Source organism: Clostridium perfringens, assembly GCF_016027375.1.
GTDB classification, from domain to species: domain Bacteria; phylum Bacillota; class Clostridia; order Clostridiales; family Clostridiaceae; genus Sarcina; species Sarcina perfringens.
In genome coordinates this window covers 2,496,779-2,515,198 of sequence record NZ_CP065681.1, presented here as the reverse complement: position 1 = coordinate 2,515,198, position 18,420 = coordinate 2,496,779, and the positions used below count along the sequence as shown (strand labels likewise).

Sequence of the window (18,420 nt, the reverse complement as noted above, 5' to 3'; positions counted from 1 at the left end):
AAGGTGGTTATAATTAGGAGGTACAAAAAATGAAAGTATTATTAGTTAATGGAAGTCCCAATAAAGAGGGGTGTACTTATACAGCATTAAAGGAAGTAAGTAAAACTCTAGAGGAAAATGGAATAGATACTGAAATATTTCAAGTGGGTAATAAGCCTATAGGTGGATGCATAGGATGTGGTTCTTGTAAAAAAACAGGGGAATGTTTTATGAAGGATGGTGTAAATGAATTTGTAGAAAAAGCTAAGGATGTAGATGGATTTGTATTTGGTTCACCAGTTTATTATGCAGCAGCTTCAGGTTCAATAACTTCATTTTTAGATAGAGCATTTTATTCTGGGGGCAAGCATATGGCCTTTAAGCCAGGAGCAGTTATATGCAGCGCAAGACGTGCAGGGACAACCTCTACTTTAGATCAATTAAGTAAGTATCTTACAATATGCAATATGCCAGTTGTAAGTTCACAATACTGGAATATGGTTCATGGAAATACTCCAGATGAGGTTAAAAAGGACCTAGAAGGTATGCAAACAATGAGAGTGCTAGGAAGAAATATGGCATGGCTTATTAAGTGTATAGAATTAGGTAAGAATAATAATATTCTTAAACCAGAATTAGAAGAAAGAGAAAGAACTAATTTTATTAGATAATGGAACTATAAAGAGTTATATCATCAAAAGATATAACTCTTTATTTTTTTATATAATTATACTTTGGTTGTTTTTTAAAATTTTCATATAAAAATATTTATATATTTTAAAACAAAACAATAAGGGAAATAAATTAATATTATTTTTATTATTTTGTTTTTTTAGTAATAAAAATACATAGTCTTTAATAATGTTTATATAGATTTAAACTTTAAAATTAAAAAATATATTTTATAGGAGAGTGATTATGAATAGTGTACGTAAAATAAAGTGTTTATTTCTAATATTCTTAGATATTTTATTTATAAATTTAGGGTATTTCATAAGTTTATGTTTTGAATATGGAAAAGAAATGAAAATAGAGTATTTTTTTAATATTAGAAATTTAATTATATTAGCAATTTTTACGAATATATTGATATTTTGCTTTTTTAATCTTTATAAAAATATTTGGCACATGGCAGGGATTAGCGAGTGTATAAGGTGTTTAATAGCGTCTTCAATAAGTTCTATATTATTAATATTATATAAATTTATTTTTAATATGGATGTAACAATAGTATTTTTAATTAATAGTAGCATTTTAATTTGTATGTTTTCATTACTTACACGTATGTCTATAAGAATTTTTAGGAAAATATATTTTCCTTATAAACTTGAATCCAACTTAAGAAAAAATGTTCTTATAGTTGGAGCTGGTCACTGTGGGCGTATTGTTATAGATGAGATGAATAAAAATAATAAATTTAATCCTATTGGTATAGTTGATGATGATTTAAATAAAAAAGGAACTTTTTTAAATGGTGTGAAGGTACTTGGAAATAGAGATGATATAGAAAAAATATGTAAAAGAATAAAAGTAGATATTATTTTAATTGCGATTTCAAATTTATCATCAAATGACAAGGATGAAATTATAAAAAGATGTGAAAATACAAAGATAAAAGTAAAAATAATTCCAAGTATATATGATTTAATTGATGGAAATGTTAAATTAACTAATATTAGAGACATTGATTTAAGAGATTTATTAGGAAGAGATGAAACTAGATTAGACAAAGAGGAGGTAAATAATTATATAAAAGAAAAAATTGTTATTGTAACTGGAGGAGGAGGTTCTATTGGTTCAGAACTTTGTAGGCAGATAGCAGTGTTTAATCCTAAAAAGCTTATTATATTAGATATTTATGAAAATTATGCTTATGAATTAGAAAATGAATTAAAAAGAAATTTTAAAAATTTAGATTTAGAAGTTATTATAGCTTCTATAAGAGACAAATCTAGATTAAAGAAAATATTTGATAAATATAAACCAGATTTAATATTTCATGCGGCAGCTCATAAGCATGTACCTTTGATGGAAAATAATCCAGAAGAAGCTATAAAAAATAATGTTTTAGGAACTTTAAATGTAGCAGAATGTGCTGATGAATTTAATTTAGAGAAGTTTGTATTTATATCTACTGATAAGGCAGTTAATCCAACTAATATAATGGGGGCAACTAAAAGAATTGGTTAGATGATAATACAAGCTATGAATGAAGTTAGTAAAACAGATTTCGTTGCAGTAAGGTTTGGAAATGTATTAGGAAGTAATGGTTCAGTTATTCCACTATTTATAGAACAAATAAAAAATGGAGGACCTGTTACTTTAACTCATAAAGATATAACAAGATATTTTATGTTAATTCCAGAAGCAGCACAACTTGTACTTCAGGCAGGAGCTTATGCAAAAGGTGGGGAAATTTTTGTTCTTGATATGGGAAAACCAGTAAAAATTTATGATCTAACAGAAAAATTAATAAGATTATCAGGGTTTGAACCGAATAAAGATATACAAATAAAGATTGTAGGACTTAGACCAGGAGAAAAGCTTTATGAGGAACTTATTTTAAGTGAAGAAGAGCTTAAAAAGACTAAGAATGAAAAAATATTTATATTAAGTCCATTTAATTTTGATATTAAAGAGATTAAAAAGAAAATAGTAGAACTTTTAAATGTAGCTTTAAATGAAGATAAAAAAGCCATTAAAGAGAAGCTTAAAGAAATTGTGAAAAATTATAGAGATTTAGAGCAAGTAGATTTTATATAAAAGTGTATTAATATATAAACTTTATAAATTAGCTTTTGTCATAATTGTTAATTTTTTATCAGTTTAAGATGTAATAAAAATAGTTTTAAAATAAAAAAGGAGATAAATTTTAATGAATATACCATTTTCACCCCCAGATATTAGAGAAAAAGAAATTAATAATGTAATTGAAGTATTAAAATCAGGTTGGATAACTACAGGAAATAAAACCAAAGAATTTGAAAGAAAAATAGCAAAATATTGTGAAACTAAAAAAGCTATATGCTTAAATTCAGCAACAGCTGGATTAGAACTTATTTTAAGAGTTTTGGATATAGGAGAGGATGATGAGGTAATAACAACAGCATATACTTACACTGCGTCAGCAAGTGTAATAAATCATGTTGGAGCTAAAATTGTTTTAGCAGATACTTCAAAAGATACCTATGAAATAGATTATGAAAGATTAGAAAAATTAATAAATGAGAGAACAAAGGCAATAATTTTAGTGGATTTGGCAGGAATACCTTGTGATTATGATAAAGTGTTTGAAATTGTAAATTATAAAAAGAAAAATTTTAAAGCCAAAGGTATTATTCAAGAATTTTTAGGAAGAATTGCAATTATATCAGATGCTGCACATTCTTTCGGAGCAATCTATAAAGGAAAAATAAGTGGAAGTATAGCAGATTTCACTAGTTTTTCATTTCATGCAGTAAAGAATTTAACAACTGCTGAGGGAGGGGCAGTAACTTGGAATATTAAAGATAATGAATTAAATGATATTTTATATAAAAAATTCAGTTTATTTTCTTTGCATGGTCAGACAAAAGATGCTTTATCTAAAACTCAAGTAGGAAATTGGGAGTATGACATAGTCTCTTTAGGATATAAATTTAATATGACAGATATAATGGCAGCAATAGGGTTAGCACAATTTGAAAGATATGATGAGATACTTAAATATAGGAGAAAAAATATTGAATTATACGATAAATTATTAAATGTTGAAAATATAAAAGTTTTAGATCATTTTAATAATATATTAAAATCTAGTGGCCATTTATATTTCATAAATATAAATGGAAAAGATGAAAATTTTAGAAATAATATAATAAAGAAACTTGCAGAAAGAGGGATTTCAACTAATGTACATTATAAGCCTTTACCTATGTTTACAGCATATAAAAAATTAGGATTTAAAATTGAAGATTATAAAAATGCATATAATTTATATAAAAACGAAATAACTCTTCCTCTTAATACTATATTAACAGAAAGTCAAATTGAATATATATGTAATGAGTTAAAAGGAGCTTTAATTTAAATAATATGTTAAATATTGCAAAAAGGATGTTTGATTTATTTTTCTCTTTGATAGGAATAATTATTACAATACCTATTTTTATTTTAGTAAGTATTATGATAAAACTTACTTCCAAAGGACCTATTATATTTAAACAAGAGAGAGTTGGTAAAAACAAAAAAATATTTTATATATATAAATTTAGAACTATGACAGATTGTGATGATAGAGCTAGTGATAGACAAGTAACTGTTATAAATGATCAAAGGATAACAAGAATAGGAAGAATACTTAGAAAATATAAAATAGATGAATTACCTCAACTATATAATGTATTAAAAGGTGATATGAGTTTTGTAGGGCCTAGGCCTGAAGTTAAAAAGTATGTAAAGTTTTACGAAGAAGAATATGATGAAATATTAAAAATTAAACCAGGGATAACAGATCTAGCTTCAATAGAATATATAGATGAAAATACAATTATATCTAAGTATAGTGATCCTGAAAAAATATATATTGAAGAAGTATTGCCTAAAAAACTAATGTTAAATAAAAGGTATATAGAAGAAATGTCTATAAAAAATGATATTCTTCTAATTTTAAAAACTATTAAAAAAATAATTAATTGATTATAAATTAAGGGGTAAACTTATGTTAGTTTCATTTATTATAATAGCTCATAATGAGGAAAAAAACTTAAAAAATTTATTAGAAGATTTAAATGGACAAACTTATCCTAAGAAATTAATTGAAGTGATATTAATTGATAGTATATCTAGTGATAATACTAAGAATGTAATGAATGAATTCAGAAATTCAAATAAGGAATTTAATAAAATAATAATAAAAAGCAATGTTAAAAAAATACTACCTTGTGGATGGAATATTGCAATATCAGAATCTAAAGGGGATATCCTTTTAAGGGTAGATGCTCATTCTAGAATTCCTAAAAATTTTATTGAAGAAAATGTTAATTGTATAAAAAGTGGTGAAAAAATCTGTGGAGGATATAGAGAAAATATTATATTAAATAAAAATCATTGGAAAGAGACGTTGCTATTAGCTGAAAAATCTATTTTTGGTAGTAGTATTGCACCATATAGAAGGAATATAAGTAAAAGGTATGTCTCTTCTATATTTCATGGTGCTTATTCTAGAGAAGTTTTTGAGAATACAGGACTTTTTAATGAAAATTTAGCTAGAACTGAAGATAATGAAATGAATTATAGAATAAGAAAAAAAGGATATAAAATATGCTTTGACCCTAATATAAAATCATATCAATACACTAGAAATGATCTTTTAAAAATGTTAGAGCAAAAATTTTTAAATGGTTATTGGATAGGACTAACCTTAGGGGTATGTCCTAAATGTATTTCTATATATCATTTAATTCCGTTTTTATTTGTATTAGCTGTAGCATTTACAACCATTAATATATTTTTAAATTCATACTGGCTATTTATAATTTTAGGAGTATTATATAGTTTTTTAATCTTAATAAATACTTTATTTATTATTAAAAATAATAAATTTAATATATTTTATATTTTTTTGCCTATTATATTTTTATTATTACATCTAAGTTATGGAATAGGTACATTTATAGGAATTATAAAATTACCATTTTTTAAGATTAAAGTTTATAAGGGGAGAAAAATAAATGAACAAAATTAGAGTTTTGCATATGGTTTCAACTTTAAGTAATGGAAGTGGAGTAATGGGCTTTATAATGAATGTTTATAGAAATATTGATAGAAATAAAATTCAGTTTGATTTCATTTATTTTGATAAGGAAGAGAGAAGTATAACCTATATAGATGAAATATTAAAGCTTGGTGGAAAAGTAAATTATATAACAAAACCAAATAATTTAAGGAATATAAATGAATTTAAAAATGAATTAAGTGAAATTCTAAAGAAAGAAAATTATAAAATAATTCATTTACATGAAGTATATTTAAATAAATTTGTAAATGATGAAGCGAAAAAAGTAGTAGGTGCTAAGATAATAGCCCATAGCCATGCAACAAAATATTCAGATAACAAAATAAAGGCTATTAGAAATAAAATATTATGTTTTAATTTAAAGAAGAATGTAGATATATTTTTTGCTTGCTCTAAGGCGGCAGGAAAGTTCTTATATGGGAAAAAAGCTTTTTATAAGAATAGAGTATTTGTAATTAATAATGCAATTGAAATTGATAAGTTTAAATATAATGAGAATATAAGAAATAAAGTAAGAAAAGAACTTAATTTAGAAGAAAAATTTGTTATTGGTAATATAGGAAGATTTGCTAAACAAAAGAACCATAAATTTTTAATTGATATTTTTTATGAGGTTAAAAAGAAAAAAGAAAATGCTTTTTTATTATTAATAGGAGAAGGAGACTTAAGAGAAAGTATAGAAAAAAAATTAGAAAAATTAAATCTAAGAAATTCTGTTTTATTTTTAAGCTCTAGAAAAGATGTTAATGAAATTTTACAAGGTATGGATGTTTTTGTATTACCATCATTATATGAGGGACTTCCGGTATCTGTAATTGAGGCGCAAACTTCAGGGTTACCTTGTATTATTTCTAATAAGTTAACTGATGAGGTCAATATAATTGATTGTAAGTTTTTAAGTATTACTAATGCGAAAGTATGGTGTAAATATATTTTAAAGTCAGAGGATCACCTTAGAGTAGATACTAATGAAAGTATTACAAAAGCAGGATATGATATCAAATATGAAGCTTTGAGAATTCAAAACATTTATGAAAAACTTTATGCAGGAAGGGATATTTAAAGTATGTATCTTTATTATTTTTTCATAATATATATCTTTTTATGTGCATTAATTATATATAACAAAAAAAACAAATTAAAATTAAGTGAAAAAAATAATATATATTTATTCTTAAATTTTAGCATGTTTATTTTTATTAGTGCTTTTAGGGGAAGAAATATAGGAAATGATACTTGTAAATATTTAGATTTATTTAATAAGGTCAGATTTAAAAGTATAACTGAGCTAAAAGATAGGTATGAAATAGGATATTTATATTTAAATAAGATGCTTTCATTAATATCTGATAACCAGCAAATAATATTAATAGTAACCAGCTGTATTATATTAATTTGTTATGCATATTTTATAAAAAAATATTCTGCAAATGTTTGGTTGAGTGTATTTCTATTTTTTATATTAGGTTACTTTACATCAAGTATGAATACAATAAGACATCAAATTGCTTTAGGATTAGTATTAATTTCTTATAAATATATAAAAGAAAATAAAATTTTTAAATTTTTAATTTTAATTTTAGTTGCATCAACATTTCATAGTACCTCAATTATATTTTTAATTTCATATCCAATATCTAAATTGAAAATTAATTTTAGAAATATTATGATGTTTTTTTGGTTTGCTATATTAGGATATGCTCTATTTGATAAGATATTTAGATTTATATTATTAGGAACAAAGTATGAATATTATTTAAAAACTGATTATCTAAATGGTGATGTAAGATTAGCAACTGTAGTCAATATATTGATAATAAGTACAGTTTTATTATTTGGAATTATTTCATCAAATAATATAAAAAAGAGTAGAGATTATAATATTATGTGTTTATTTTTGTTTACAAGTCTATCAATAAGTATAATATCACTAAAGTTTAATTTATTGGATAGAGTTGCTGATTATTTTCAAGTCTTTATTATAGTATATCTCCCTAATGTTATTAGTAAAATAAGTAATCAAAAGAAAAGGATTATTGCAATATATTTAGTTATTGTTATGTTTTTTTTATATGGAATATCAATACAGTATTTAAAACCAGAGTGGAATAAAGTATTTCCATATAGCTTTTTTTGGAATTAGAATTATATAAATATACAAATTTAAAGAGGTATTTAAATGAATATAAAAGAAAATATATTAAGGATATTTTCAGCTAACTTTTTAGAAGTTATTTCACGTATAATCATATCTTTTATTATTCCAATTATATTATCTATAACTGAATATTCTAATTTAAAAACATATATGTTATACATTTCATATATAACTGTTTTTACATTAGGATTTGAAGAAGGAATGTATATAAAATATGGAGGAAAAGAGTTTAATGAAATAAATTTAGAAACATTTAAGTATGAACATAGATTATATATATTATTACAAATAGTATTTTCAACTATAGTTTTTCTTTTGGGAGTATTTAATGAAAATTTAATCTTAATTCTTATGGCAATAACAATAGTTCCTTATAATATAGTAGTTTTTTTTAAGGCTAATTATAAGGCTTTAGGAGAATTTAAAATATACACTAAAATAGTATATTTACAGACAATTTTAGATTTAATATTAAATATATTATTAGTTTTTTTTATAAAAAGTAGTAGTTATATAATGTTTTGTTTAGCTATTATAGTTATTAATTTAGCTGGAGCTTTTTATGTTGAAGGAAATTTTTATAAAAAATTAAAGGGTATAAAATGTGTTTATAATAAAAAAATAAAAAATAACTTTAAAGTTGGATTTGTTATACTAATTGCTAATTTATCTATAATGATATTTTACGGTTTAGATCGTTGGTTTATAAAAATATTCTTTACTGAATATGATTTTGCGTATTATTCATTTGCTATATCTATGCTAAATTTAATAAATATTTTAATAAATTCTATATCAGTAATATTTTATAATTATATAGCTAAAGATGAAAATAAAACTATAATAAATAATTTAAAGAGGTATTTATTAATTTTAGGAGCTTTTGCAAGTTTATCTTATTTTGGATTTGCAGCAGTTATTAATATATTTATAAAAAAATATATACCTTCTTTGAATATAATAGCAATATCTTTTTCTGCATATCCTTACATCATAGTGATAAATATAGTAATTGTTAACTTGTATAAGGCAAGAAAAGAAGAAAGAAAATATTTGAAAGTAGTATTAAAAATGCTTGGAATAGCATTTCTATATAATTTAATTACAACAATTCTATTTAAAAATTCAATATTAATAGCGGCATCTACGACAGCTTCATTTATTACGTGGTATTTTTATTCTTTAAAGGATTTTAGTTATTTATTTAAAGATAAGAAAGAATTAAAATTTTTAACTATTAATTTAATAGGATTCTTGATATCATCCCATTTATTTAATTGGTTTTTAGGAGGAATAATCTACTTAGCAATTATATTATTAACAGTGAAAATATTCTTTAAAAATGAATTCTTAAAAGGAATGGATTATATAAGGAATAATAGATATTTAAATTAAATAAAATTATATCGGGGGAATAAATGAGAAATTTAGGAGAACTTCAAAAAATAAATTTAGAAATGCTTTTAGAAACAAAAAGAATTTGTGAAAAAAATAATATAAAATATTTTTTGATTGGAGGATCTTTAATAGGAGCAGTAAGACATAAAGGGTTCATACCTTGGGATGATGATTTAGATATAGGAATGCTTAGAGAAGATTATGAAAAATTTTTAAGTGTTTGTAAAAATGAATTAAGCAATGATTATTTTTTACAGAATAAAGATACAGATAGCAATTTTGGTTTCTGTTTCACTAAAATGCTTAAGAATAATACTTTGTTAATTGAAAAAGCAACAGTAACCTCAATGTGTAAAAAGGGAATATTTATAGATATAGTACCTTTTGATAATGTACCTAATAATTTTTTGCTTAAAATATTACAAGCTTTGAGAATAGACGTACTAAAAAGATTAATTTTATTAAAAACTAATTATGATATATCCATGGGGAGAAGAGGAATAAAAAGAATTATATTTGTATTTTTTAAGTGGTTGTGTAAATTTTGGAGTAAAGAGTTTCTTTTCAAAAAAATATTTACCTATATAAAAAAATATAATACAAAAGAATCAAAAGAAGTTGTTTATATAAGTGGTGCATATGACTATTTAAAAGTTTGCGTCAATAAAAAATGGGTTGAAGAAACTATATATTTAGATTTTGAAAATGAAAAAATAAGTTGTCCAAAAGGATACCATAATTATCTTAAAAAGGTATATGGAGATTATATGAAGTTTCCATCTAAAAATAAAAGAGGAAATAAGCATAATATTATAAAATTGGAAATAAATTAATTAGGAGAATTTGATTTGAGAGAGGATAATATAGGTATAGAAAGATATATTAATATCTTTAGGAGTAAAGCTAAAGTTATATTTTTAATAATGATGATTTTTGTATTAACATCTACATTAATAAATTTTTGTTTAATAAAACCAAAGTATGAGATAAAGTCTAAAATATTTATAGGAAAAGAAGATAAACAAAATAATGGAAATTATGATAATAATGATGTTGAAATGTATAGAAGACTTGTAGGAACATATTCAGAAATTATGAAATCGGAAGATTTAATTATTAATGTTATAGAATCAAAAAACTTAAATTTAAATTCAGAAGAGGTTTATAAAAAATTAAAGGTAATACCAAGAGATGAGACTCAAATTATTGAAATTTCGTATAGAGATATTGATAAGGAACGGGGGTTAACTTTAATAAATGGTATTATAAATGATTTTACTGAAAAATCAAAAGAATTAATTCCAAACGGAAATGTCCAAGTTATAGAAAAAGCAAAACTTCCAACAAAACCAGTTAGTCCCAATAAATTTTTAAATATATTTATAGCTTTTATTTTAGGAATAGTCTTTAGTATAGGGTTAATTTTAGTTTTAGATTTTTTTGATAATACAATTAAAACTAGAGAAGATATTGAAGATGACATAGGGCTTATACTTATAGGAGATATACCGGAAATAAGAGGAAATGATATTGAAAATTTAAAGGAGGAGCTAAAAGAATAATGTTAATAAATAAAGAAACAAGTTGTTCTACAGCAGAAAGCTATAGAAAATTAAGAACTAATATAAAATATTTATTTAAGGATAAAAGTTTAAAAAAAGTATTGGTAACAAGTACAGAAAAAGGGGAAGGAAAATCAACTATAGCATCAAATTTAGCTTGTATTTTTGCAAAAGATAGTAAAAAGATTTTAATAATTGATTGTGATTTAAGATCTCCTAGTATACATGAAATTTTTGAAGTTTCCAATGAAATAGGTTTTTCAGATGTGATTATAGATATTACAAAATTAGAAGAGTCAATAATAAATTATTATGAATATTTAGATATACTTCCATCAGGAAAAATTCCTAAAAATCCTTCAGAACTTTTAGGTTCAACAAATATGGATATTTTACTAGAAAAACTTTCCGAGAGTTATGATTTAATAATAATAGATAGTACTCCTTTACTTTCAGTAACAGATGCTCAAATTATATCAACTAAAGTAGACGGAACTTTACTTGTAATTAAAGCTAATAAAGTATCTAAAGAAAATGTTTTAATATCAAAATCTATATTAGAGAAATTAAATTCAAAAATTTTAGGAGCAGTTTTAAATTGTTCTTATAAAAAATAAAATAGATAGATAATTATAAAATATTTATGATAAAATATAATTAAGGAAATGATTACATTAATATATATAATATGGGATTAAAGTGTTTTATTGTTTATTATAATATATTAAGTAGTTTTATTTTAATTTAAGGTTTATTTTAGAAGATTAAGGAGTTTACTATGGAATCAAAGGAAATGAGATTAGCTAAAAAAGCAAAAAAACTTATAGATGAGTTTGAAAGGGTTCAATCGGTTCTTCTAAGTGGAGAATTACCAGAGCAAGAAGTGGAAATAAGAGATGATGGAGCTATTATTGTTCTTAAAAATATAATGCCAGGATATAGTGGAGAAGCTATGTTTAAGTTAACTCACATATCTGATGTGGTTAAAGCTTACATTGATGATATGGATGAAGAAAATGATGAAATGATTAAGAGTTACGAAGTTGAAAATACTAATTGGCATGAAAGTGACTTAGGAGATATTTACAGAGAATCTGCTATGGAACATTTAGAAAAGGTTGAAGTAGTAGGAGATAAAGTTAGGCATACGTATAAGGAACTTAAAAAGATAGAAGAGAAAGCTAGAGAAATAGAAGGACTATAGGATTTAGTTTTTATTTGTAAAGTAAGGTTATATATTAAATAAACCTTACTTTATTTTATTTATAAATAAAATAACAATATTAATTAAATACATATTTAGGAGATATATTTGTTTGGATTCTATATAGTAAATAAAAGAATAATGAGAGTTAAGTACTTTAAAATAAGGAGAAGATAATTTTGAGGGGAATAGTTTTAGAGAAAGGGCAAGAATATTATACAAATTTAAGAAAGGTTTTTAAAGCTTTTAATAACATTCATCTTGAGTATAACTGGCTTATTACAGATTGTTGTGCTTATCCAGAGAATGAAGATATAGAGGAACTATTATCAAGAGAATATTGCTTTATATCTGGAGAAGAACTAGACACTATAATTAAAAAAGAGGATTTTCAATTGACTTGGGGTGTTTTAAGTGGGTTCAATAAGAAAATTACCTTAGAAGAGATTATGAAATATACTTTACCTTATGTAGAAGATAATAAAGATATTTGGGAGAATCCAGTTTGCATTCAACATCCTCTTTCAGAGATAGAGATAATTTCATGGGATAGCGATAAAACAGTTCTAATAAGCAAAGATGAAAATTTATTAGGTAGTTTTAAAAGCAATTTTCCCTTAAGTGAAGATTTAGAATTTTACAATAGAAAGTTAAAAAATAGATTATAAAACTTTAATAAAAAAGAAATTATTAAAAATTTTATGCTTTTTAGAAAGTAGGAAAATACAATGTTTCATTAGGTTTTTAATAGTTTAACTAAAATTTTCTTTGAGTTTTTTGAAAAAAGTTAAGAGGTTCAAAGAACTTAGATTATAAGAGACATTAAGAGTATTTCCATAAAAAACAAATAATTAATTGATTATAAACATATAGGTATATGAGTATTTATTATAATACTTTGAACTGATGTATAATGTCAGTATAAATAAAAGGGATGTAAAAAAGGATGTGAAAAATATGTTATCTAGTAAGAAAATAGTAGATGATTATATTAAAAAAATAGATTGGAGAGTCAATGAAAATTCCAATTCACCATATAGTTTTGGGAGTCTCAATAAACATATAATAGCTGAGGTTTCTAAAGATTACTGGCTTAATGAAGTTTATAAGGATAAAAGAATAATAGATGCTTATAAAAATGGAGATATGCATATTCATGATCTAGGAGGATTAACACTTTATTGTTGTGGATATTCCTTAAGAAACATAATTTTAATGGGAGTACAGGGAATTCCTAATATTCCAACTAGTAGTCCTGCAAAACATTTTGATGCTATATTAAATCAAATAGCTAATTTGGTTACAATATATCAAAATGAGATTATGGGAGCCGTTGCTTTTAATTCATTTGATACATTATTAGCACCTTATATAAAGAAGGATAATTTAACATATGAAGAGGTTAAACAAAATCTACAAAACTTTATATTTAGTATAAATAGTAATAGTAGGGCAGGAGCTGAACCAGCTTTCACTAATATTACCTTTGATCTTTTTCCACCAAAAGACTTAGAAAATGACCCTGCTTTAATTGGAGATAAAATTCAAGAGTTCACATATAAGGAATGTCAAAAAGAAATGGACATGTTAAATAAGGCATTTTATGAACTTATGAATGAGGGAGATTATAATGGAAGACCATTTTCTTATCCAATACCAACTTATAATATAAACAGTAATTTTGATTTTGATAACCCTAATAATGATATGTTATTTGAGATGACAGGAAAGTTTGGTTATCCTTACTTTGCAAACTTTGTTAATTCAGATATGGATCAAAGTGATGTAAGATCAATGTGTTGTAGATTAAATCTTGATTTAAGAGAGCTTAGAAAGAGAAATGGTGGTCTTTTTGGAAGTGGAGATAGTACAGGAAGTATAGGTGTTGTTACAATAAACTTACCAAGATTGGCATATAAACACAAAAATAATGAAAAAGAGTTTTTTAATGCTTTAAAAGAAATATTGATTATAGCAAAAGATAGCTTAGAAAAGAAGAGAAAATGGTTAAATGACAATATTATAAATAAAGATATGTTGCCGGCATTTTCAACTTATGTAGGGACTTTGAAAAATCATTTTAGTACTATAGGAATAGTTGGATTAAATGAGATGTGTGAAAACTTTAATGGAAATAATATATTAACTGAAGAAGGAATGGAGTTTTCAATAAAGGTTTGTAATTTCATAAGAGAAGAATTAATAAACTTTCAAGAAGAAACAGGAAATCTTTATAATTTTGAGGCTACTCCAGCTGAATCAACTTGTTATAGATTAGCTAAAAAGGATGTAGAGGACTTTGAGGATATTATAGTTAGAGGGGGAAGAGAATATCCATACTATACAAACTCATGTCATATGCCGCCTAATGAAGTTAAAAACTTAAAGCAATTATTTGATCACCAAGATAAGCTTCAAGTGTTATTCACAGGAGGAACTGTGGTGCATATTTATTGTGATGGAGCTATAAGTGGAGAAAAGTCAAAACACATAGTAAATACAGTTTGTAAGAAATATAGAACACCTTATGTAAGTATTTCTCCTTTAAATAGATACTGTAAAGAGCATGGATATGTAAAGGAAAGGGTAGAAGAGTGTCCTATATGTGGCAAAAAGCTAGATTTATATCAAAGAATAACAGGCTACTTAAGAAAAGTTGAATTCTTTAATGATGGTAAAAAATCAGAATTTAAGGATAGAAATCAGTTAAGCCTATGATTATAAAAACAAAGGGCATTGTTCATGAGAGAGTAGAGGATGCACCTTTTATGGGAGCATTAATAAGTGCAGTAGATTGCAACTTAAACTGCAAAGGATGCTTTAATCAACATTTAAAGGATTTACCAAACATAGAGATGGATTCAGAAGATATATTAGATGAAGTGACAAATGATCCTTTTAATGAAGGAATTATACTTGCAGGACTTGAATGGTCACTTCAACCTAAGGAGTTAAGGGAAATGGTTAATTCGGCAAGGAAGAGAAAACTTAAGGTTATAGTTTATTCTGGACTAAGTGAAGAAGATTTTAAGAAAAAGTTCCCTGATATATATGGTTTAAAAGGAGACATGTACTTTAAGTTTGGAAAGTATGATGAAAAATTAAAGGTGAATAATAATATTCAATATGATGTTAAGTTAGCCACATCAAATCAAAAGATATTAAAGAAATAAAGGTAAAGAACTGTACCAAGTATTATATAGGTTTTTATACTTTGGTATAGTTCTTTTATTTTGTAAAAATTATTTAGAATAATATTGTTAACTAAATAAAAAAGTTTCATTATTTATAGATAATATCTAAATGATATATATCCCAATAAATATTCATATAATTTTACTATAGATTATTAATAAAAGGTGAATTTATGAAAGATAGAAAATCTTCAAAGTATCATAGTAGGAGTTCAAGAGTATTTGCACCAGTTCATATTAATTCAAAGGGAGTTATAGACTATAAACTCCCTTTATGTGATTTAATGGATAGTATTCTTAGCAAAAAGAGTTTTAATACAAGTGTAATAATAGAAACATTAGATGAAATTCAATATTATTATGATTATGATTTTGATGGAAAGAATATTATAGTATCTAAAAGCCAGATAATTAATGATTCTCCTGGATTAAAGTTAATTGAGAGATATAAAGGGAATTACTTAGGAAAAGAATTATATAATGACTCAATTGTTTTATTATTATATAAGGATGATAAAAAGGTTACTGAAACAATCTCCTATAAGAAAGATTTAGGTTTAAATGTTGATATGATTATAGAGGTAGGCAGTTATTTTTATAGACTACCATTATGTGAGTTTATGGACAATATTATAAGGAAAACTCCAGATATTTTAAAATTTATATATTTTGGATTTGAAGGTGATATGTATTATATTACTCTTGAGTTTGATGGAAAAGATATAAATTATATAAAATATAGTGTTAATAATTCTAAGCTAGATGAAATTGAAAAAGCTATAGGTAATAGATTGGTTAAAGAATTTAGTGGTCATAATAATATTATTCTTAGTTTATATGACGATAATACTTGTGTAAAAGATATTGTTGCTTATAGTAGTAAGTTTTTATATTGAATATTATAAGTAAGCAAGGTATTTATGGTGATATTTTAAAAGGATGGGTTATTGAAAAGTATAAAAATAAATGATTATAATTTAAGATTTGAGCATCTTATTTAAAATAATATTTAGAAGAAACTCAGTTATTACTGAGTTTTTTATGTATTTTATAAAGAAATCTACTAAAAGATTTTTAGAATATTATAGAAATATAAACTTCTTAATTGTTTTTATTTTTAGTTTTTCCTCTAATGAAATTTTTTAAGCTAGATATAACTAATACTAAAACTACAAAATACATTAATATGTAGTTTAAGGATAATAGATTACCATTTCTATCAAAACCGAATCGGTATAATAAAAATGATATTGTTACTAATATGATAAAAATTAAATTAACTTTATTTTGGTATTTTATATTAATCTTTTCGTCTTTCATATAAAAGCTCCTTTTTTTAAGATTATTAAATATATTCTTGCATTAATTTTTAAAATTTTCAATTACATGTGTAAAACTGGCAATATTTTATGAATAATTGGGCAAATATAGAGTTTTATAGTGATTAAAAGTATGACATTGCTTACAGCATACCTTTCAAATATGTAATATAAGTGTAATCTAATTAAATATGAGATTTTTACTTAAGAATATATAATTAAGTCAAGGGTTGAGAGAAACAAACAAGAAAATAAATTAAGATATACAAAAGGAGAGAATAGATTATGAAAAAAGCAATGGATTTAGTAAGAATATTAGTTAAGGTAACATTTTTAGGATATAACGAAAAGGAAGATTTAAGATAATAGAAAAAGTGTACAAGCTAGTAAAATAGTTGAAACTTAAGAAAAAAATAGAAACTTAAAAATAAAGAATTAAAAGGAGAGATAACATTATGAAAAAGGCCATGGATTTAGTGAGAGTATTAGTTAAGGTAACATTTTTAGGATATGACGAAAAAGAGGACTTAAAATAATAAAGACAGATGGACAATATAAATAGGATTAGAAAAGAGAATTATTATGTATATGTTAGAATGAAAAAGATTTAGAGCAGAGTAAGCTTTAAATCTTTTTTTTTGCTTAAATCTTTATTTAGTTTATAAGAATTCATTTTAAGTGAGTTTTGATTTTAACTAGGGAATAATTAATCTTAAAGTAGGCTGTATATGATTTTGGGAATAATTTCATTTCTGACTTTTTTTCTATATTTTAGTTCACTTTCAGTTTTCCCATTATATATTGATTTATTTTTTATTGAATTATCAGAGACATTAAAAATAGCTGCTATTGGTATATTGCAAATTGAACAAGCTTTAAAAGCAGCAGCAGTCTCCATTTCAATACTTTTACAACCTAATTTCATTATATAATCTAAATGTGCAAATTGAGCAAATATAGTATCTACACTAAAATTGGGTACTATATGATAGCTAATATTATTATCTTTGCATATTTTTTCTGTATTCTTAATTAGAATTTTATTAAGCTTAGTATCTGGATAGTATTTTTCACCAAAACAATCTTTTGTTAAGTCTTTTTCTAGGTATCTGCATACCCCATCACCACATACTGATAAGGTAGGTATAATAATATCACCAATATTTATTTTCTCATCTAAAGCACCAACAGAACCAATAAATATAATCTTCTTACAATTAGAGTTTCCTAAGGCTAATATTACATCAGTACAGACACTTGCCCCAATTCCAGTTTTTATATATGTAATATTTTTATCAAATAACTTACAATTCCATATCTTAATAGAAGTATCCACAATTAATTCAGATTCAATGTCTTTAAATATAGTTGGCTCCCACCAAGGAGCTATAATAACATTTTCTTTAATTGCTTCATCGTCACATTTCAATACAGATTTACAAAGCGTATCTTTCTTTAAACCATACTTTGTATGTCCAGCTATTAGAAAATTATACATATTACCCTCCTAATATATATTTCTATAATATTATCTTATCATAAATTGGGATGATTGCTTATATTAGTGAAAAAGATAATTAACATTTAAATTAATTATTTACAGTATTTTGTAGGTTGTATATAATAGTTTTTAATTACTTAATTTCAAATATTTTCATTAAGGTTAAAGAATTATTTAATTTTGATTAATTAATGGTGAATAAAAGTTTGTAAGGCATAACTTGTTTTATACCGTAGTTTATTTTAAAGAAAATTATGAGAAGAGTTTTATTTATACTTTTATTAATGTTAGAATAAGTTATGTTTTATAGGATAAAGTAAGAAAATTTA

16 protein-coding genes and 1 pseudogene are annotated in these 18,420 nt (G+C 23.9%); 16 read left to right on the top strand and 1 reads right to left on the bottom strand.

Annotation, left to right across the window (positions count from 1 at the left end):
- Positions 1–29: 29 nt before the first annotated feature.
- The 16 genes and pseudogenes from I6G60_RS11875 to I6G60_RS11800 all read left to right on the top strand — a co-directional run bounded on the left by I6G60_RS11875 (position 30) and on the right by I6G60_RS11800 (position 16,167).
- The gene (locus tag I6G60_RS11875; protein WP_111744093.1) at positions 30–650 is read left to right on the top strand and encodes a flavodoxin family protein; all 621 of its coding nucleotides are present in this window, start codon (positions 30–32) and stop codon (positions 648–650) included.
- 247 nt (positions 651–897) lie between these two features.
- A pseudogene (locus tag I6G60_RS11870) lies at positions 898–2,742 on the top strand (polysaccharide biosynthesis protein).
- Between the two features lie 112 nt (positions 2,743–2,854).
- Complete coding sequence (locus I6G60_RS11865; RefSeq protein ID WP_138329578.1) at positions 2,855–4,048, top strand: DegT/DnrJ/EryC1/StrS family aminotransferase; 1,194 nt, start codon at positions 2,855–2,857, stop codon at positions 4,046–4,048.
- A 5-nt stretch (positions 4,049–4,053) separates the two neighbouring features.
- The gene (locus I6G60_RS11860; RefSeq protein ID WP_138329581.1) at positions 4,054–4,656 is read left to right on the top strand and encodes a sugar transferase; all 603 of its coding nucleotides are present in this window, start codon (positions 4,054–4,056) and stop codon (positions 4,654–4,656) included.
- Between the two features lie 22 nt (positions 4,657–4,678).
- Positions 4,679–5,704, top strand: a complete 1,026-nt coding sequence (locus tag I6G60_RS11855) for a glycosyltransferase family 2 protein (protein WP_138329583.1) — start codon at positions 4,679–4,681, stop codon at positions 5,702–5,704.
- Entirely contained in the window at positions 5,691–6,818 is a 1,128-nt protein-coding gene (locus I6G60_RS11850; protein WP_138329585.1) for a glycosyltransferase, read from the top strand. Before I6G60_RS11855 ends, I6G60_RS11850 begins: the two co-directional genes overlap by 14 nt.
- A 3-nt stretch (positions 6,819–6,821) precedes the next feature.
- Positions 6,822–7,898 (top strand): EpsG family protein, encoded by a 1,077-nt coding sequence (locus I6G60_RS11845; protein ID WP_011590436.1) that lies wholly within the window; start codon positions 6,822–6,824, stop codon positions 7,896–7,898.
- Positions 7,899–7,934: 36 nt separating this feature from the next.
- Complete coding sequence (locus I6G60_RS11840) at positions 7,935–9,308, top strand: MATE family efflux transporter (RefSeq protein ID WP_138329587.1); 1,374 nt, start codon at positions 7,935–7,937, stop codon at positions 9,306–9,308.
- A gap of 23 nt (positions 9,309–9,331) precedes the next feature.
- Positions 9,332–10,144, top strand: a complete 813-nt coding sequence (locus I6G60_RS11835) for a LicD family protein (protein ID WP_011590438.1) — start codon at positions 9,332–9,334, stop codon at positions 10,142–10,144.
- 15 nt (positions 10,145–10,159) lie between these two features.
- Positions 10,160–10,873: a YveK family protein gene (locus I6G60_RS11830; protein ID WP_138329589.1), complete on the top strand. Its 714-nt coding sequence runs from the start codon at positions 10,160–10,162 to the stop codon at positions 10,871–10,873.
- Entirely contained in the window at positions 10,873–11,490 is a 618-nt protein-coding gene (locus tag I6G60_RS11825; RefSeq protein WP_138329591.1) for a CpsD/CapB family tyrosine-protein kinase, read from the top strand. Before I6G60_RS11830 ends, I6G60_RS11825 begins: the two co-directional genes overlap by 1 nt.
- Positions 11,491–11,651: 161 nt before the next feature.
- The gene (locus tag I6G60_RS11820) at positions 11,652–12,077 is read left to right on the top strand and encodes a (2,3-dihydroxybenzoyl)adenylate synthase (RefSeq protein WP_138329593.1); all 426 of its coding nucleotides are present in this window, start codon (positions 11,652–11,654) and stop codon (positions 12,075–12,077) included.
- 179 nt (positions 12,078–12,256) lie between these two features.
- Positions 12,257–12,745: a DUF2691 family protein gene (locus tag I6G60_RS11815; RefSeq protein WP_138329595.1), complete on the top strand. Its 489-nt coding sequence runs from the start codon at positions 12,257–12,259 to the stop codon at positions 12,743–12,745.
- Between the two features lie 238 nt (positions 12,746–12,983).
- A complete protein-coding gene (locus tag I6G60_RS11810; RefSeq protein ID WP_011590443.1) occupies positions 12,984–14,795 on the top strand; it encodes a ribonucleoside triphosphate reductase in 1,812 nt (603 codons plus the stop codon).
- Positions 14,792–15,250, top strand: a complete 459-nt coding sequence (locus tag I6G60_RS11805; protein ID WP_003477277.1) for a 4Fe-4S cluster-binding domain-containing protein — start codon at positions 14,792–14,794, stop codon at positions 15,248–15,250. Before I6G60_RS11810 ends, I6G60_RS11805 begins: the two co-directional genes overlap by 4 nt.
- A 194-nt stretch (positions 15,251–15,444) precedes the next feature.
- A complete protein-coding gene (locus I6G60_RS11800; RefSeq protein ID WP_003477280.1) occupies positions 15,445–16,167 on the top strand; it encodes a hypothetical protein in 723 nt (240 codons plus the stop codon).
- Positions 16,168–17,302: 1,135 nt separating this feature from the next.
- On the opposite strand, the gene I6G60_RS11795 is transcribed toward I6G60_RS11800, so the two are convergent.
- Positions 17,303–18,088 carry a phosphorylase family protein gene (locus tag I6G60_RS11795; protein WP_003477359.1) on the bottom strand — a complete coding sequence of 262 codons (786 nt, stop codon included), beginning with the start codon at positions 18,086–18,088 and terminating at the stop codon, positions 17,303–17,305.
- Positions 18,089–18,420 lie beyond the last annotated feature (332 nt).